Annotated in this window: 13 protein-coding genes; 5 read left to right on the plus strand and 8 right to left on the minus strand. The window is 72.8% G+C overall.

All coding sequences use genetic code 11. The features are described from left to right. Positions 1 to 120: 120 nt before the first annotated feature. Positions 121 to 1,380, plus strand: a complete 1,260-nt coding sequence (locus OG472_RS27720) for an Ig-like domain-containing protein (protein WP_401607075.1) — start codon at positions 121 to 123, stop codon at positions 1,378 to 1,380. A 158-nt stretch (positions 1,381 to 1,538) separates the two neighbouring features. Then, positions 1,539 to 2,498 (plus strand): GNAT family N-acetyltransferase, encoded by a 960-nt coding sequence (locus OG472_RS27725; protein WP_405831744.1) that lies wholly within the window; start codon positions 1,539 to 1,541, stop codon positions 2,496 to 2,498. Here OG472_RS27725 and OG472_RS27730 read toward each other — a convergent pair. Next, positions 2,488 to 3,405, minus strand: coding sequence for a helix-turn-helix domain-containing protein (locus OG472_RS27730; RefSeq protein ID WP_405831746.1), 918 nt, complete (start codon positions 3,403 to 3,405; stop codon positions 2,488 to 2,490). The genes OG472_RS27725 and OG472_RS27730 overlap by 11 nt on opposite strands. Positions 3,406 to 3,569: 164 nt before the next feature. Between OG472_RS27730 and OG472_RS27735 the strand changes: the two genes are divergently transcribed. After that, positions 3,570 to 4,616, plus strand: coding sequence for an NAD(P)-dependent alcohol dehydrogenase (locus OG472_RS27735; protein WP_401607069.1), 1,047 nt, complete (start codon positions 3,570 to 3,572; stop codon positions 4,614 to 4,616). A 41-nt stretch (positions 4,617 to 4,657) separates the two neighbouring features. Here OG472_RS27735 and msrA read toward each other — a convergent pair whose 3' ends face one another. The 4 genes from msrA to OG472_RS27755 all read right to left on the minus strand — a co-directional run bounded on the left by msrA (position 4,658) and on the right by OG472_RS27755 (position 9,461). Continuing rightward, complete coding sequence (gene msrA / locus OG472_RS27740; RefSeq protein WP_401607066.1) at positions 4,658 to 5,320, minus strand: peptide-methionine (S)-S-oxide reductase MsrA; 663 nt, start codon at positions 5,318 to 5,320, stop codon at positions 4,658 to 4,660. A 71-nt stretch (positions 5,321 to 5,391) separates the two neighbouring features. After that, on the minus strand, positions 5,392 to 6,546 hold the full coding sequence (locus OG472_RS27745) for a hypothetical protein (protein ID WP_405831748.1): 1,155 nt from the start codon (positions 6,544 to 6,546) through the stop codon (positions 5,392 to 5,394). Further along, positions 6,543 to 8,147, minus strand: a complete 1,605-nt coding sequence (locus OG472_RS27750; protein ID WP_405831750.1) for a M48 family metalloprotease — start codon at positions 8,145 to 8,147, stop codon at positions 6,543 to 6,545. Before OG472_RS27750 ends, OG472_RS27745 begins: the two co-directional genes overlap by 4 nt. Positions 8,148 to 8,354: 207 nt before the next feature. Beyond that, entirely contained in the window at positions 8,355 to 9,461 is a 1,107-nt protein-coding gene (locus tag OG472_RS27755) for a hypothetical protein (protein ID WP_401607060.1), read from the minus strand. Positions 9,462 to 9,536: 75 nt separating this feature from the next. On the opposite strand from OG472_RS27755, the gene OG472_RS27760 reads away from it, so the two are divergent. After that, a complete protein-coding gene (locus OG472_RS27760; protein WP_401607059.1) occupies positions 9,537 to 10,694 on the plus strand; it encodes a cystathionine gamma-synthase in 1,158 nt (385 codons plus the stop codon). 324 nt (positions 10,695 to 11,018) lie between these two features. On the opposite strand, the gene OG472_RS27765 is transcribed toward OG472_RS27760, so the two are convergent. From OG472_RS27765 to OG472_RS27775, 3 genes are read right to left on the minus strand one after another with little or no spacing between them, the layout of a single operon-like run. Next, positions 11,019 to 11,273, minus strand: coding sequence for a hypothetical protein (locus OG472_RS27765; protein ID WP_401607057.1), 255 nt, complete (start codon positions 11,271 to 11,273; stop codon positions 11,019 to 11,021). Further along, the gene (locus OG472_RS27770) at positions 11,270 to 11,692 is read right to left on the minus strand and encodes a sigma factor-like helix-turn-helix DNA-binding protein (protein ID WP_401607054.1); all 423 of its coding nucleotides are present in this window, start codon (positions 11,690 to 11,692) and stop codon (positions 11,270 to 11,272) included. The genes OG472_RS27765 and OG472_RS27770 overlap by 4 nt, the downstream gene beginning before the upstream one ends. A 57-nt stretch (positions 11,693 to 11,749) precedes the next feature. Then, entirely contained in the window at positions 11,750 to 12,271 is a 522-nt protein-coding gene (locus tag OG472_RS27775; protein ID WP_401607052.1) for a MarR family winged helix-turn-helix transcriptional regulator, read from the minus strand. A gap of 264 nt (positions 12,272 to 12,535) precedes the next feature. Between OG472_RS27775 and ilvA the strand changes: the two genes are divergently transcribed. Next, positions 12,536 to 13,768, plus strand: coding sequence for a threonine ammonia-lyase (gene ilvA, locus OG472_RS27780; RefSeq protein WP_401607051.1), 1,233 nt, complete (start codon positions 12,536 to 12,538; stop codon positions 13,766 to 13,768). Positions 13,769 to 13,873: the final 105 nt, after the last annotated feature.

Here is a 13,873-nt window from a genome sequence, read left to right on the forward strand (position 1 = left end):
GAATGTGGAACCGGCCGGCGCCGTTAACGCGTTGTCAGGACGAGGCAGGGGGGTGCGCCCCCCTGCCCGGCCAACCCCGGGACGGCAGCCGCGGGGTATCCGGCAACGATGGAGTGACGTGTGAGGACGGACAGCAAGCGACGGAGAAGGTCCCTGGCGGCCATATCCGTCGTGCTCGGCGGTGTACTGGTGCTCTCGGCGTGCAACGACGGGGGCGACGACAAGCCGAAGGGCAACGGCGAGGCCAGCAAGTCCCAGGCGGAGGTCGACGCGGCAGCGGCCAAGGACGCGTCGAAGGCGAAGATAACCATCACGCCGAAGGACGGCGCCACCAACGTCGGGCTCAACGACGCCGCCAACGTCGCCGTCAGTGACGGCACGCTCACCCTGGTCGAGCTGAAGACCAGCGAGGGCACGGCCGTGGCGGGCAAGATCGCCGCCGACGGCAAGAGCTGGAAGCCCGACGCGGCCCTGAAGCGCTCCACGAAGTACGCCCTGGCGGCGACGGCGAAGGACGCGGACGGCCGCGAGGCCCACGAGAACGCCTCCTTCACCACCGTCTCCCCCGAGAACAGCTTCGTGGCCTCCTTCGTCCCGGAGGAGGGCCAGACGGTCGGCGTGGGCATGCCGGTCTCGATCACCTTCAACAAGCCGATCAAGGACAAGAAGGCCGTCCAGGCGGGGATCTCGGTCTCCTCCAGCAGCGGCCAGGAAGTCGTCGGCCACTGGTTCAGCCCGCAGCGCCTCGACTTCCGCCCCGAGCAGTACTGGCAGGCGAACTCCACCGTCACGCTGAAGCTGGCACTGGAGGGCGTCCAGGGCGCTCAGGGCGTCCAGGGCGTCCAGAACAAGACCGTCACCTTCAAGATCGGCCGCAGCCAGGTCTCCACGGTCGACACGAAGACGAAGAAGATGACGGTCACCCGGGACGGCGCGGTCCTCAAGACCATCCCGATCTCGGCGGGCTCCCCGGAGAACCCGACGTACAACGGCCAGATGGTGATCTCCGAGAAGTTCAAGGAGACCCGGATGGACGGCTCGACCGTCGGCTTCAAGAACGACGAGGGCAAGGGCGAGTACGACATCAAGGACGTCCCGCACGCCATGCGGCTGTCCACGTCCGGCACCTTCATCCACGGCAACTACTGGGGCTCGGACTCGGTCTTCGGCAGCGTCAACACCAGCCACGGCTGTGTCGGCCTGAACGACGCCCAGGGCGCGAACGACCCGAACCAGCCCGCCGCGTGGTTCTTCGACAACTCGCTCATCGGCGACGTGGTCACCGTGGTCAACTCCCCGGACAAGACCATCAAGCCGGACAACGGCCTCAACGGCTGGAACATGGCCTGGGCCGAGTGGAAGGCGGGCTCGGCCGCCTGACACCGCAGGTGAACCGACCGCAGTCGACGGACGGCGGGGACCTCCAGGGGTCCCCGCCGTCCTGTTTTTCGCGAGGTCCCGGGCGGGGCCGGATGCCGGAGGAGAGGGTGGCCGAAAACCGCTCAGTGCCGCGTCCGGGCCCCGTCTAGGGTCGGGGGATGACGATCCGCTCCCTCGACCTGCCGCCGTCCGACGCCGAGGTCGACGCCTGGCTGGCGGTGCTGACCGCCGCCGTGGCCGCCGACCGGCCGCAGCTGCCCGCGCCCTCCCGCCGGGAGATCGCGGGGCGGCTGTGCGTGCCGCCCGCGCGCGGCCGGCCCGTGCTCTGGGCGGCGGGCGAGGGAGCCGGCGTGGCGGCCCTGCTCCTGTTCACGGACGAGGGCAACACGCACACCGCGTTCCTCGACGTGCTGACCGTACGGCCGCAGGAGCGGCGGCGGGGCGTGGGCACCGCCCTGTGGGCGCAGGTCCGCGGGGAACTGCTCGCGCAGGGCCGGACCTCGGTCGCCGCCCTCGTGGACCTGGGCGGACCGGGGCAGGCGTTCGCCGAGTCGCTGGGCTTCGAGAACGTCCTGCCGATGGCCTGGTACGAACAGGAACTCCCCGCAGGCGAGCCCGCGCCCGTCCCCGCCACCCCCGGCTACGCACTGCACGTCTGGCACGGCCTGACCCCCGACGCCTGGGCACCCGCCCTCGCCACCGCCCACGGGGCGATGGAGGACACGCCGACCGGGGACATGGACGAGCGCATCCAGGTCTGGACGGCGCAGCGCCTGCACGCCCTGCAGCAGCTGACCATCGACCGGGGCGGCGAACCGACCACGGTCGCGGCCGTGACCGCGGCCGGCGAGGTGGCCGCGTACACGGAACTCGTCCTGCCGGACCCGTCCGGTGCACGCGCCGTCCAGCACGACACGGTGGTCACCCCCGGCCACCGCGGCCGCGGCCTCGGCCGCGCCGTGAAACTGCGCATGGCGGCCGAGGCGGCCGCCCGCCATCCCGCGCTGCGACGCATCGCCACGACGGTGGCCGACGCCAACACCCACATGCGCGCGGTCAACGAGGCCATCGGCTACCGCCGCGAGCGCGACGCGGGCATCTTCCAGCTCAAGCTGTAGCCGGCCCCGGGACGGCCTGCGCCGGCCGTCCCGCCGACGGCCGCGCGGGCGGCGGCACGGTCGACTGGGCGTCCCAAGCGGCCAGCAGGCGCAGGGCGTCCGCCGAAGCGGAGCCCGGCGCCGCGTGGAAGGTGACCAGGGACTGCGCCGGGTCGTCCGGGAGCGTCAGCGTCTCGAAGGACAGCCGCATCTCACCCACGAGCGGGTGCCGCAGGACCTTCACCCCGTGCGTCTTGTCCGCCACCGTGTGCGCCGCCCACAGCCGCCGGAACTCCTCGTTCTTCACCGACAGTTCCCCGACCAGCGCCGACAGCTGCTCGTCGTCCGGGTGCTGACCCGCGTACACCCGCAGGTTGCTGACCACCTCGCACGCCCGGCACTCCCACTCCCCGTACAGCTCCGCCGTCGCCGGGTCCAGGAACACCAGCCGCACCAGGTTCCGCTCGGCCGCCGGCAGCGCCCCGAAGTCCCCGAAGACCGCGGCCGCCAGGCGGTTCCAGCCGATGACGTCCTGCCGGTGCCCCACGAGGTACGCCGGTACGCCGTCCATCGCGTCCATCAGCGTCCGCAGCTCGGGCCGCACCTGCTGGGGGCGCTGGGCCTGCCGGCGCCGGCGCGCCTTCGGCCGGGCCAGGTCCGCCAGATGCGCCCGCTCGGTACCGTCCAGCCGCAGGGCCCGCGCGATGGCGTCGAGCACCTCCGTCGACACGTTGTGCCCGCCGCGCTGCTCCAGCCGCGTGTAGTACGCGACCGACACCCCTGCCAGCTGGGCCAGTTCCTCGCGGCGCAGCCCGGGCACGCGCCGGCGGCGCCCGTAGTCCCGCAGTCCCACGTCCTCGGGGCGCAGCCGCGCGCGGCGGGAGCGGAGGAATTCGCCGAGGCAGGCTCGCTGATCAAGCTGGTCCATGCCGCCAGTATCACCGGGCGGCGCGCCGCGGTGCGGGCGTGAGCCTGACCCCGCCAGGGGTAGGTTCGCCGGTCCTAGGCAGGACAGGGGGATGGGTGGACGCCGTCCGGACCGGCAGCGTGGGGTCCACCGCCCGACGCCACCGCTCGAAGGAGCACATCCCCATGTCCGTCACCCAGGTCGCCGCCTACGCCGCCCCCGCCCCCAAGGCCCCGCTGGAGCGCACCACCGTCCCGCGCCGCCCCGTCGGCGAGCACGACGTCCTCATCGACATCAAGTACGCCGGCATCTGCCACTCCGACATCCACCAGGTGCGCGACGGCTGGGGCGAGGGGATCTACCCCATGGTCCCCGGCCACGAGATCGCCGGCGTCGTCGGCGAAGTCGGCGCGGGCGTCACCAGGTTCGCCGTCGGGGACCGGGTGGGCGTGGGCTGCTTCGTCGACTCCTGCCGGGAGTGCGCGTACTGCCTGCGCGGCCAGGAGCAGCACTGCGTCAAGGGCATGACCGGCACCTACAACGCCCTCGACAAGAACGGCGAGCCCACGTACGGCGGTTACTCGACCCACCTCGTCGTCGACGAGAACTACACCGTCCGCATCCCCGACGGCCTCGCCCTCGACGTCGCCGCCCCGCTGCTGTGCGCCGGCATCACGCTCTACTCGCCGCTCAGGCACTGGGGAGCCGGCCCCGGCACGAAGGTCGCGATCGTCGGCATGGGCGGCCTCGGCCACATCGGGGTGAAGATCGCGCACGCGCTGGGCGCGGAGGTCACCGTACTGTCGCAGACCCTGCGCAAGAAGGAGGACGGCCTGAGGCTGGGCGCCTCCCACTTCCACGCCACCGGCGACGAGGCCGTCTTCGAGGAGCTGGCCGGGAGCTTCGACCTGATCCTGTCCACCGTCTCCGCCCCGCTCGGCCTGGACGCGTACCTGGGCCTGCTGAAGGTCGACGGGGCGCTCGTGAACGTCGGCGCCCCGGAGGAGCCGGTCTCCCTCAACCTCTTCTCCGTCATCGGCGGCCGCAAGACCCTCGCCGGATCGATGATCGGCGGGATCGCCGAGACCCAGGAGATGCTGGACTTCTGCGCCGAGCACCGGCTGGGCTCGGAGATCGAGCTGATCAGCGCCGACCGGATCAACGAGGCGTACGAGCGGGTGCAGGCGAGCGACGTGCGCTACCGCTTCGTCATCGACGCCTCGACGATCTGACCGGCCGCCGCGTCACTTCCGCCGGGTCGTTCTCCGCCCGGTCACTCCGCCGCGGCCACGCCGATCGGGCAGGAGACGCCCGTGCCGCCGATGCCGCAGTAGCCGCCCGGGTTCTTGTCCAGGTACTGCTGGTGGTGGGCCTCCGCGGGCCAGAAGGGGCGGTCCGCCGCCGGGAGGACGGCCGTGGTGATCTCGCCGTAGCCCGAGGAGGCCAGGACCTGCTGGTAGGCCGTGCGGGAGGCCTCCGCCGTCGCCTGCTGGGCGGGGGAGTGGGTGTAGACCGCCGAGCGGTACTGGGTGCCGACGTCGTTGCCCTGGCGGAAGCCCTGGGTGGGGTCGTGGGACTCCCAGAACAGCTTCAGGAGGGCCGCGTACGAGACCTGGGACGGGTCGAAGACCACGCGGACGACCTCGGTGTGGCCGGTCAGGCCCGAGCAGACCTCCTCGTAGGTCGGATTCTCGGTGAAGCCGCCCTGGTAGCCGGCCAGCGTGGTCCACACCCCGGGGGTCTGCCAGAACTTGCGCTCCGCGCCCCAGAAACAGCCCAGGCCGAAGTCGGCCACTTCGAGGTGCGCGGGATAGGGACCGGACAGCGGATTGCCGAGCACGGTGTGCTTCTCGGGCAGGGTGAAGAGCGGCTCCGCGCGGCCCGTCAGGGCCTCCTCGCGGGTGGGGAGCTCGGGCGTACGGCGGTACGAGAACATGGATTCCCTCCTTGTGCCAGTGACAACGGAAAGGGGCGGGCCGGGATTCCCGGCCCGCCCCTCCCCGCGCCTCACAGGCCCGGCGTGACCTCGCGCACCGCCCAGTTCCGCGCGAACACGTACCGGGACCGCGGCGAGTAGTACCAGGGCATCGCCCCGATGTACCCGTCGATGTGCCGGAACTGCTCGACCGCCTCCGCGTCCCGGTCCTGCCAGAACAGGAACCAGGCGAGCATGTGCCGCAGCCGGATCGCCCGCCAGTCGGCCGGATCGGCCGCCGCCAGGTCCACGAGGGCCGCGTCGACCGCCGCCGCGACCTCCGGCTCCTTGAAGAACGTCTCCGGCTTGAGGTCCGACTCGCGCAGTTCCTGCTCCACGTACGCCGCCAGCGGCAGCAGGGACAGCAGCTCACCCGGCTTGCCCGACGCGGCCGACTCCCGCGCGAAGGCCAGCGCCAGCTCGTGCGAGCCGCGCCACTTCGCACACCAGTACTGCAGGGCGGTGGTGTGCGCCGTCAGCACCTTGGGGTCGCGGCGGGTGATCTGCGCCCACAGCTCGCCGTACTGCTCGTGCGAATAGCCCAGGCCGTGCCCGATGGGCTGCTCCACCATGTACGGGACCGGGTCCGCCGGATCGGCCATCCGCTGGGCCTCGTGCGCGTCCGCCTGCGCCTTGGCGAGCAGCTCGTGGAAGATCCGGAACTGCTCCTGCGTGGTGCGGCTGCCCGCTTGGCTGCCGCGCACGTTCCACGCCACCTGGATGCTCGTGTCGGCGTTCACCAGTGCCGCGGTCGCGTCGGCGGGCCGGGCCGCGCGCCAGGCCAGCAGCCACGTGTCGTCCTCGGCGGCCACCTCCGACAGGGCGCGGACGCGCTGCCAGCGCTCCTCCCAGTCCGTCCCGCACGCCTCGACGTACGCCGCCCCGGCCTCCCAGTCACCGGAGCGCACCGCGTCGAGCGCGGCCGTACGCCCGGGCGGGACGGGCAGGGCGTTGTCGGTGTCGAGGTCCTCCTCCGCCACGAATCCCAGCGCGACGACCTCGGCCGCCTCCCGCGCCTTCTGCTCGGCCTTGAGGGCGGCGGTGCGGTCGTTCGTGGCCGCTGTCTGCGCCTGCAGGACGGCGACCTCCGCCTCCAGCCGCCTCGCCTTGCGCAGGAAGTAGACCCCCCGCAGGAACTTGTACGCGCCGCCCGCCAGCAGGAGGCCGAGGATGTAGAGACCGATCACGGGGCAAGCACCAGCTTTCGCAGGGATTCGGTGTCGCTCTGGTCCGAGACGGCCGCGTCCAGGGCCAGGCCGAGCTGCTCCTCGAAGCCGTCGGCCGGGTAGACCAGGGCGGCCGACTCGGACCAGGACAGCTGCCAGCGGGCGGCGCCACGGGCCGTCAGTTCGACGCCGACCAGCTGGTTCAGGGCGCGCCGCAGGACCGGGCGGGCGAACTCGCGGGCGGTGCGGCCGGTGGCGGCCGCGGCCTGCTCGGACTTCGGGAAGCGGTCGGCGATCCGCCAGCGCACCGCCGGGTCGGCGTCGAACGCGTCGAGCAGGTCGGCGAGTCCGGGGCCCGCGCCCTCGGCGGCGAAGGCCTCCCGGATCTCCTCCGCGCCCTGGTCGACGTACAGGGTCATGGACTGGTGGACGAGGTCCTCCCAGTCCACCCGCTTGAGCGCGAGGGCCTCGGGGGTGAGGACGGCCTGCTCCAGCGCGGTCAGGGCCCCGTCGGCGTCGGCCAGCAGATCCAGGGCCGGCCGGGCGGCCTGCCCGGCGCGGCCGTCTGCGGGCAGCGCCTCGATGCGGGCCACGCGCTCGGCGAGCGCGGGGTGGGAGTCGTACGGCGAGGTGGGTTCGGTCGACAGCTCCTGGCGCAGCTCGTCCAGATCGGCGGAGCGGGCGTCCAGCAGCCGGCGCAGCCCGCCGAAGACCTGGCCGGGGCGGGGCAGCAGACCGGCGTCGACGCCGAGGGTGGCGTACGAGTTCATGTAGAAGGCGTGCGCCGAGTCGAGGGCGTTCAGTTCGCGCAGTGCGGAGGCGGCGGAGTCGCGGCCGGCGACCTGGACCGAGGCGAGGTCGGCGGCGAGCTCCTGACGGCGGGCGGCGGAGAGGGTGGCGCGCATGTAGAAGTTGCCGTACGCCGTGTAGATCTTGGCCATGCCGCGGTACGTCGCACCCAGGCCGGGGGTGTCGACCATCGTGGCCCGCCTGCCCTTGGCCCTGCGCTTGGCGGCGTGCTTCTCCTGCCGCTCGCGCTCCTTGGCCTGCTTGGCGGCGGAGCGCTCGTGGAAGTAGGCGACGGTGCGGATCAGTTGGGCACGGCCGCGGGCGATCAGCGGGGTGAGGCGGGTGTCGAAGTTGGCGTAGTGGCCCATCTCGTGGGCGAGTACGGCGCGCAGCTGCATCTCGTCCAGGCCCATCATCAGCGGCAGGCCGAGGTAGAGGCGACGGGTCCCGGGCCGCAGGCCCAGCAGCGAGGACTCCTCGCTGACGGCCGCGTTCACGTCCTCGATCAGCACGATCTCGTCGGGCGCGCGGGTGCCGACCTGCCGGGCGACGTCACGCACGGCCTCCCACAGGGCGGGCTCCCGGTCCTCGCTGACGGTGACGGTGATGCCGGCCGGCGGCTCGCTCTTGGGGGTGCGCAGCATGAACATGCCGCGCACGATCGGGATCGCGAGGACGCCGGAGAAGAATACGATCTTGTAAACGATCGGGCCCTGCAGCCAGGTGAAGACGGCGTAGTCGGCGCCCGCGAGGGCCGCCAGCAGGAAGACGCCGAGCAGGTAGAAGCCGGCGAGCAGGACGAGGGCGCGCAAGGCGCGCAGTGAAGCGCCCATTTAGGACAGATCCCCCCACGGGATGAAAGTGGCGCGAAGTGCGTGGCGGGAGTCGAAGGCCGCCGCCTGCCGCATCATGCGGCTCAGCGGTCACTTACAGCAACTTTATTGGCCAGGAGTCCTTCCCGGCCCGTGGGGGTCCCGCGGGGCCCGCCGGGGGCCCCGGAGGGGCACTACCGCCGATGCCCCGCCGACCCGCCGGGAGGGCTACCGGGGGAGGGTCGCCGGCGACCCCCCGTTCGCCTCGTACCCCGCCACCGCCAGCGCCCGGTACACGGCGTACTCCGCCGCCGGGTCCTCCGTGGCCGACCACGGCAGCGCGCCCACGTACCCGTCCACGTGCCGCACCTGCTCCATGGCCTCCGCCCAGCGCTCCATGTTGACCAGGAACATCAGCAGCAGGTGCCGTACGTGCGCCAGCATCGGGTCGTCCTGGCGCGCGGTGTTCACCGCGTACAGCGCGCCCTCCACCGCCCGCGTCACGACCGCGCTCTGGTAGAAGCTGCCGGTCAGGACGATCTCGGGGGTGTTCTCGTACACCGCGAACAGCGGCAGCGCCGCCAGCAGCGAGCCCTGCGGCGCCCGCGCCGCGGCCGCGTGCGTGAACGCGTCCGCCTTCTCCCGCGAGCCGTGCCACTTCGCGCACCAGTAGTGCAGCGCCGCCAGGTGCGCCCCCATGTGCTCCGGCGCCCGGTCGATGACCTCCGCCCACAGGGTGTCGAACTCCGTCTCCGAGTAGGCCAGACCGCGCGCGATCGCCAGCTCCGTGATGTACGGGACCGGGTCCGCCGGCGCCAGCAGCGCGGCCCTGCGGCACGCCTCCCGGGCCTCCTCCAGGATGATCCGGTGATCGGTGGACCCGACCCCGCCCGAGTGCCGCCACGCCTGCTGCACCAGCAGCTCCGCGTGCACCTGCGCGCCGCCCGCGTCCTGCTCCGCGTCCAGCCGCCACGCCTTCAGCCACGGCGCGCCCACGCCCGGCTGCGCCACCAGCTCCAGCGCCGCCGCCCCGCCGAAGGCCTGCACGCGCTGCCAGCGCCGCTCGCCCTCCCGCGGGGTCCCGGCGAGCAGCTGCGAGGCCGCCTGCCACTGGCCGGTGCGCTGCACGTTGTCGAGGGCGTCCATCAGGTCCTGGTCGGGCCCGGGGATCCGGATGTCGAGCTCCTCCTGGCGGTCGAATCCGTAGTTCGCCGGGTCGGCGGCGTCAGGGCTGCCCGGCGCGACCAGGCGGATGCCGCCGCGCCTGCGCCGGACGTACGGACCCACGATGAACACGATCATGAGCATCGCGAACAGCAACCACAGAATCTCCATGCCTCCAGCGAACCAGACTGAGGGGGCCACAGGCCAATAGGGGACCCGAACCCGGGCGGGGCATAGCATCTGACCATGAGCGACGACAGCCACGAGCACCAGAGCTTCGAGACCCGCGCGATCCACGCGGGCAACACGGCGGACCCGCAGACCGGCGCGGTCGTACCCCCGATCTACCAGGTCTCCACGTACAAGCAGGACGGCGTCGGAGGGCTGCGCGGCGGCTACGAGTACAGCCGCAGCGCCAACCCGACCCGCACCGCACTGGAGGAGAACCTCGCGGCGCTGGAGGGCGGCCGTCGCGGGCTCGCCTTCGCGTCCGGACTGGCCGCCGAGGACTGCCTGCTGCGTACGCTGCTCTCCCCGGGCGACCACGTGGTCATCCCCAACGACGCGTACGGCGGCACCTTCCGCCTCTTCGCGAAGGTCGTCTCCCGCTGGGGCGTGGAGTGGTCGGTGGCCGACACCTCCGACGCGGACTCCGTGCGGGCGGCCCTCACCCCGAAGACGAAGGTCATCTGGGTCGAGACCCCCTCCAACCCGCTGCTCGGCATCACGGACATCGCCGTGGTCGCCGACATCGCGCGGACGGCCGGCGCCAAGCTGGTCGTGGACAACACCTTCGCCTCCCCCTACCTGCAGCAGCCCCTCGCGCTGGGCGCCGACGTGGTCGTGCACTCGCTGACCAAGTACATGGGCGGCCACTCCGACGTGGTCGGCGGCGCGCTGGTCACCGCCGACGAGGCGCTGGGCGAGGAACTGGCCTACCACCAGAACGCGATGGGCGCGGTGGCCGGTCCGTTCGACTCGTGGGTCGTGCTGCGGGGCATCAAGACCCTCGCCGTACGCATGGACCGGCACGCGGAGAACGCGGGCAAGATCGTCGAGGTGCTCAAGCGGCACCCGAAGGTCACCAAGGTCCTCTACCCGGGCCTGCCCGAGCACCCGGGGCACGAGGTCGCGGCCAAGCAGATGCGCAACTTCGGCGGCATGGTCTCCTTCCAGGTCGCCGGTGGCGAGGAAGAGGCCGTCGCGGTCTGCGGCCGCACCAGGATCTTCACCCTGGCCGAGTCCCTGGGCGGCGTCGAGTCCCTCATCGAGCACCCCGGGCGCATGACGCACGCGTCGGTGGCCGGCTCGGCGCTCGAGGTTCCGGCGGACCTGATCCGCGTCTCGGTGGGCATCGAGAACGCGGACGACCTCATCGCGGACCTCACCCAGGCCCTGGGCTAACCCCGACACCCCGCCGGGCTCCGCCCGGACCCGGCGGGGGACCCCGGTGCGGGCGGGATTCGGCTCGCCACCGCCTGCCACTTGGCGCCTGGGCCGCGCCAATTCAGCCCCTCCGGCGTTTGAGGAGCGGGGTCTGGGGCGGAGCCCCTGGGGGCACCTCCCAGCGGTAGCTGGGGGAGAAACCCGGCTCCGCCGGGCACCGGGCTCTGCCCAGACCCTCTCCCAGACTTCGTCCGGGGGGACCCCCACTCAAACGCCGGCGGGGCTTGATTCGGCTTGCCGCCGCCTGCCGCTCGGGCCGGGCTGGCCTGGCCAAGGGCGGGGCTACCAGCCCTCCAGGGGTGGGGAGATGCCGCTCGGCGGGGCGATCCAGGGGCGGGTCAGGGAGGCCCAGACCGTGAAGGCCACCGCGGCAGCGAAGAGCACCGCCCACCCCAGCCGGCGCAGCGCCCGCCGACGCCGCAGCAGCCGGTCGCCCCGGGCCGCCGCGCCAGCCGCGAGGCCCGCCGGCACCGTCGGGTACGGCCCCTCCAGCAGCTTTCTGACCTGGGCTTCCTTCCGGTCCGGGAGCCCGCTCACGCCGCCTCCCGGGACCTCAGCGCGGCCACGGCCCCGTTGCACAGCACCCGTACCCGCTCGACCGTCAGCCCGAGCTGCGCCGCCGTGACCTCCTCCGCGACCCCCTCGTAGAGGCGCAGGACGAGGACGAGCCGCTCGGGCGGGCTCAGCCGCGCGAGTACGCCGGTGCCGCCGTGGTGGCGCCAGCCGGTCCGGGCGAAGGCCGCGCACAGCTCCTGGCGGGTGAAGTCGTACGGGTCGTCCCCGCGCAGCCGCAGCCAGTTCGCGTACGTACGGGCCAGCGCGCCCGCCAACAGCCGGCGGGCTGCCTCCGGTTCACCGGTCAGCAGCACCGCGACATGCAGGAGACGCCCTGCCGCGCCCGCGACGAAGGCCTCGAACTCCGCGTAGGAGCCAGCCTGTTGATCAGCCACCCGCATAGTCCACATAGTGCGGGCAGCGGGACCGTCCAGGTCAAGAGGACGGACGGACTCCGCTCAGGAGGCCGGACCGGCTTCGGCCACGGCCGCCATCAGTTCCGACAGCGACAGGTTGAAGCGCGTCAGCAGTCCGGTGAAGGATTCCCGCTCGTCCTCGCTCCAGCTCTCCGTAACCCGGGCCATCAACTCGCGCCGGGAGGAGCGGACCTCCTCCAGCCGCGCCAGCCCGCGCGGGGACAGCGCGAGCACCACGGCCCGCCCGTCCTCGGGGTGCGAGGTCCGCTTGACCAGGCCGCTGTCGACCAGCGGCGCGACCTGCCGGGTCACCGTGGAGGAGTCGATTCCCATGCCGCCGGCGAGCGCCTTGACGCCCATCGGGCCCTCCAGGTCGAGCCGGTTCAGCAGCAGGTAGGCGGCGCGGTCCATGGAGTTGCGGGCCTGGCCCACACCGCCCAGGCGGGTCTGCTCGGCGCGGCGGGCGAAGACGGCCACCTGGTGCTGGAGCGCGTCGAGGAGACCGCCTCCGGCGGGCGCGTCTGCCGCCGCGGGCAGGTCGGAATTGGCCGGGGTGGAAGGCATGGCCGTGGGCTCTCTTCGCGTGGGTCCGACAAGGATGGGGGACAGAGTACGCGGCCGTGCGGCGGCTCGTACGCCTCGTACGAGAACTGATACGGCCCGTCCGGGCCGCCGTCCCGCCCGCGTCCCGGATGGCGAGATTTCGCCCCTCCCCGGAGTCCTCCCCGAGGTCCCCCTCGAGGCGCCTTCGAGGCCCGCCCCGGCTCCCTGCGGAGCCTCTCCCTCCGCTTCGAGCCGCGCCGCCCGCGGGGCTGCGAGACTGGCCGCATGAACTACCGCGTGCCCCAGCCCGTCCCGCAGGTCATCCTCGACGACGTCCGGGGGGCTCAGAAGATGCTCTCCGGCGTCTCCCGGGTCACGCCGATGGAAGGCAGCCGGCACCTCTCCTCGCTCACCGGGTCCCCGGTCCACTTCAAGTGCGAGAACCTCCAGCGCACCGGCTCCTTCAAGCTGCGCGGCGCCTACGTCCGCATCGCGGGCCTGCGCCCCGAGCAGCGGGCCGCCGGCGTCGTCGCGGCCAGCGCCGGCAACCACGCGCAGGGCGTGGCGCTGGCCTCCTCCCTCCTCGGGGTCCGCTCCACCGTGTTCATGCCGGTCGGGGCGCCGCTGCCGAAGGTGGCCGCGACCCAGGAGTACGGCGCCGAGGTGCGCATGCACGGGCAGGTCGTCGACGAGACCCTCGCGGCCGCCCAGGACTATGCGGACCGCACGGGCGCGGTGTTCATCCACCCCTTCGACCACCGCGACATCATCGCCGGCCAGGGCACGGTGGGCCTGGAGATCCTGGAGCAGTGCCCGGAGGTGCGGACCATCCTCGTCGGGATCGGCGGCGGCGGTCTCGCGGCCGGTGTCGCGGTCGCGGTGAAGGCGCTGCGGCCCGACGTGCGGATCGTCGGCGTGCAGGCGGCGGGCGCGGCCGCGTACCCGCCCTCGCTGAGGATCGGCCACCCCGTCTCGATCGACGACCCCAACACGATGGCGGACGGCATCAAGGTCGGCCGCCCCGGCGACGTCCCCTTCAAAATCATCGGCGAGCTGCTCGACGACGTGCGCACGGTCTCCGAGGACGCCCTCTCCAGCGCCCTGCTCCTCTGCATGGAACGGGCGAAGCTGGTGGTCGAACCGGCAGGGTGCAGCACGGTCGCGGCCCTGCTCAGCGAGCCCGAACTGTACGGCGGAGGCCCGGTGGTGGCCGTCCTGTCCGGCGGCAACGTCGACCCGCTGCTGCTCCAGCGGATCCTGCGCCACGGCATGGCGGCGGCGGGCCGGTACCTGTCCCTGCGGCTGCGCGTGGCCGACCGCCCCGGCGCCCTGGCCGGACTCCTGGGGGTGTTGTCAGTGGTGGATGCGAACGTACTCGATGTGAGCCACGTACGGACCGACCCGCGGCTGGGGCTCACGGAGGTGGAGGTGGAGCTGCACCTGGAGACGAAGGGCCCGGAGCACTGCGCGGAGGTGGCGCGGAAGCTGCACGCCGCGGGATACAAGGTGATGAGCTAGACGGCGGACGCCGTCGGGGTGCCGGCATCACCCGCTCGGCCGGGCGAGACCCATTCGGCGCTCATAGGATTTGCGTAGAAAAGCCCCGAAAGGCCCTAATTCTAC

Source organism: Streptomyces sp. NBC_00207 (genome assembly GCF_045160965.1).
Classification (GTDB): Bacteria; Actinomycetota; Actinomycetes; order Streptomycetales; family Streptomycetaceae; genus Streptomyces.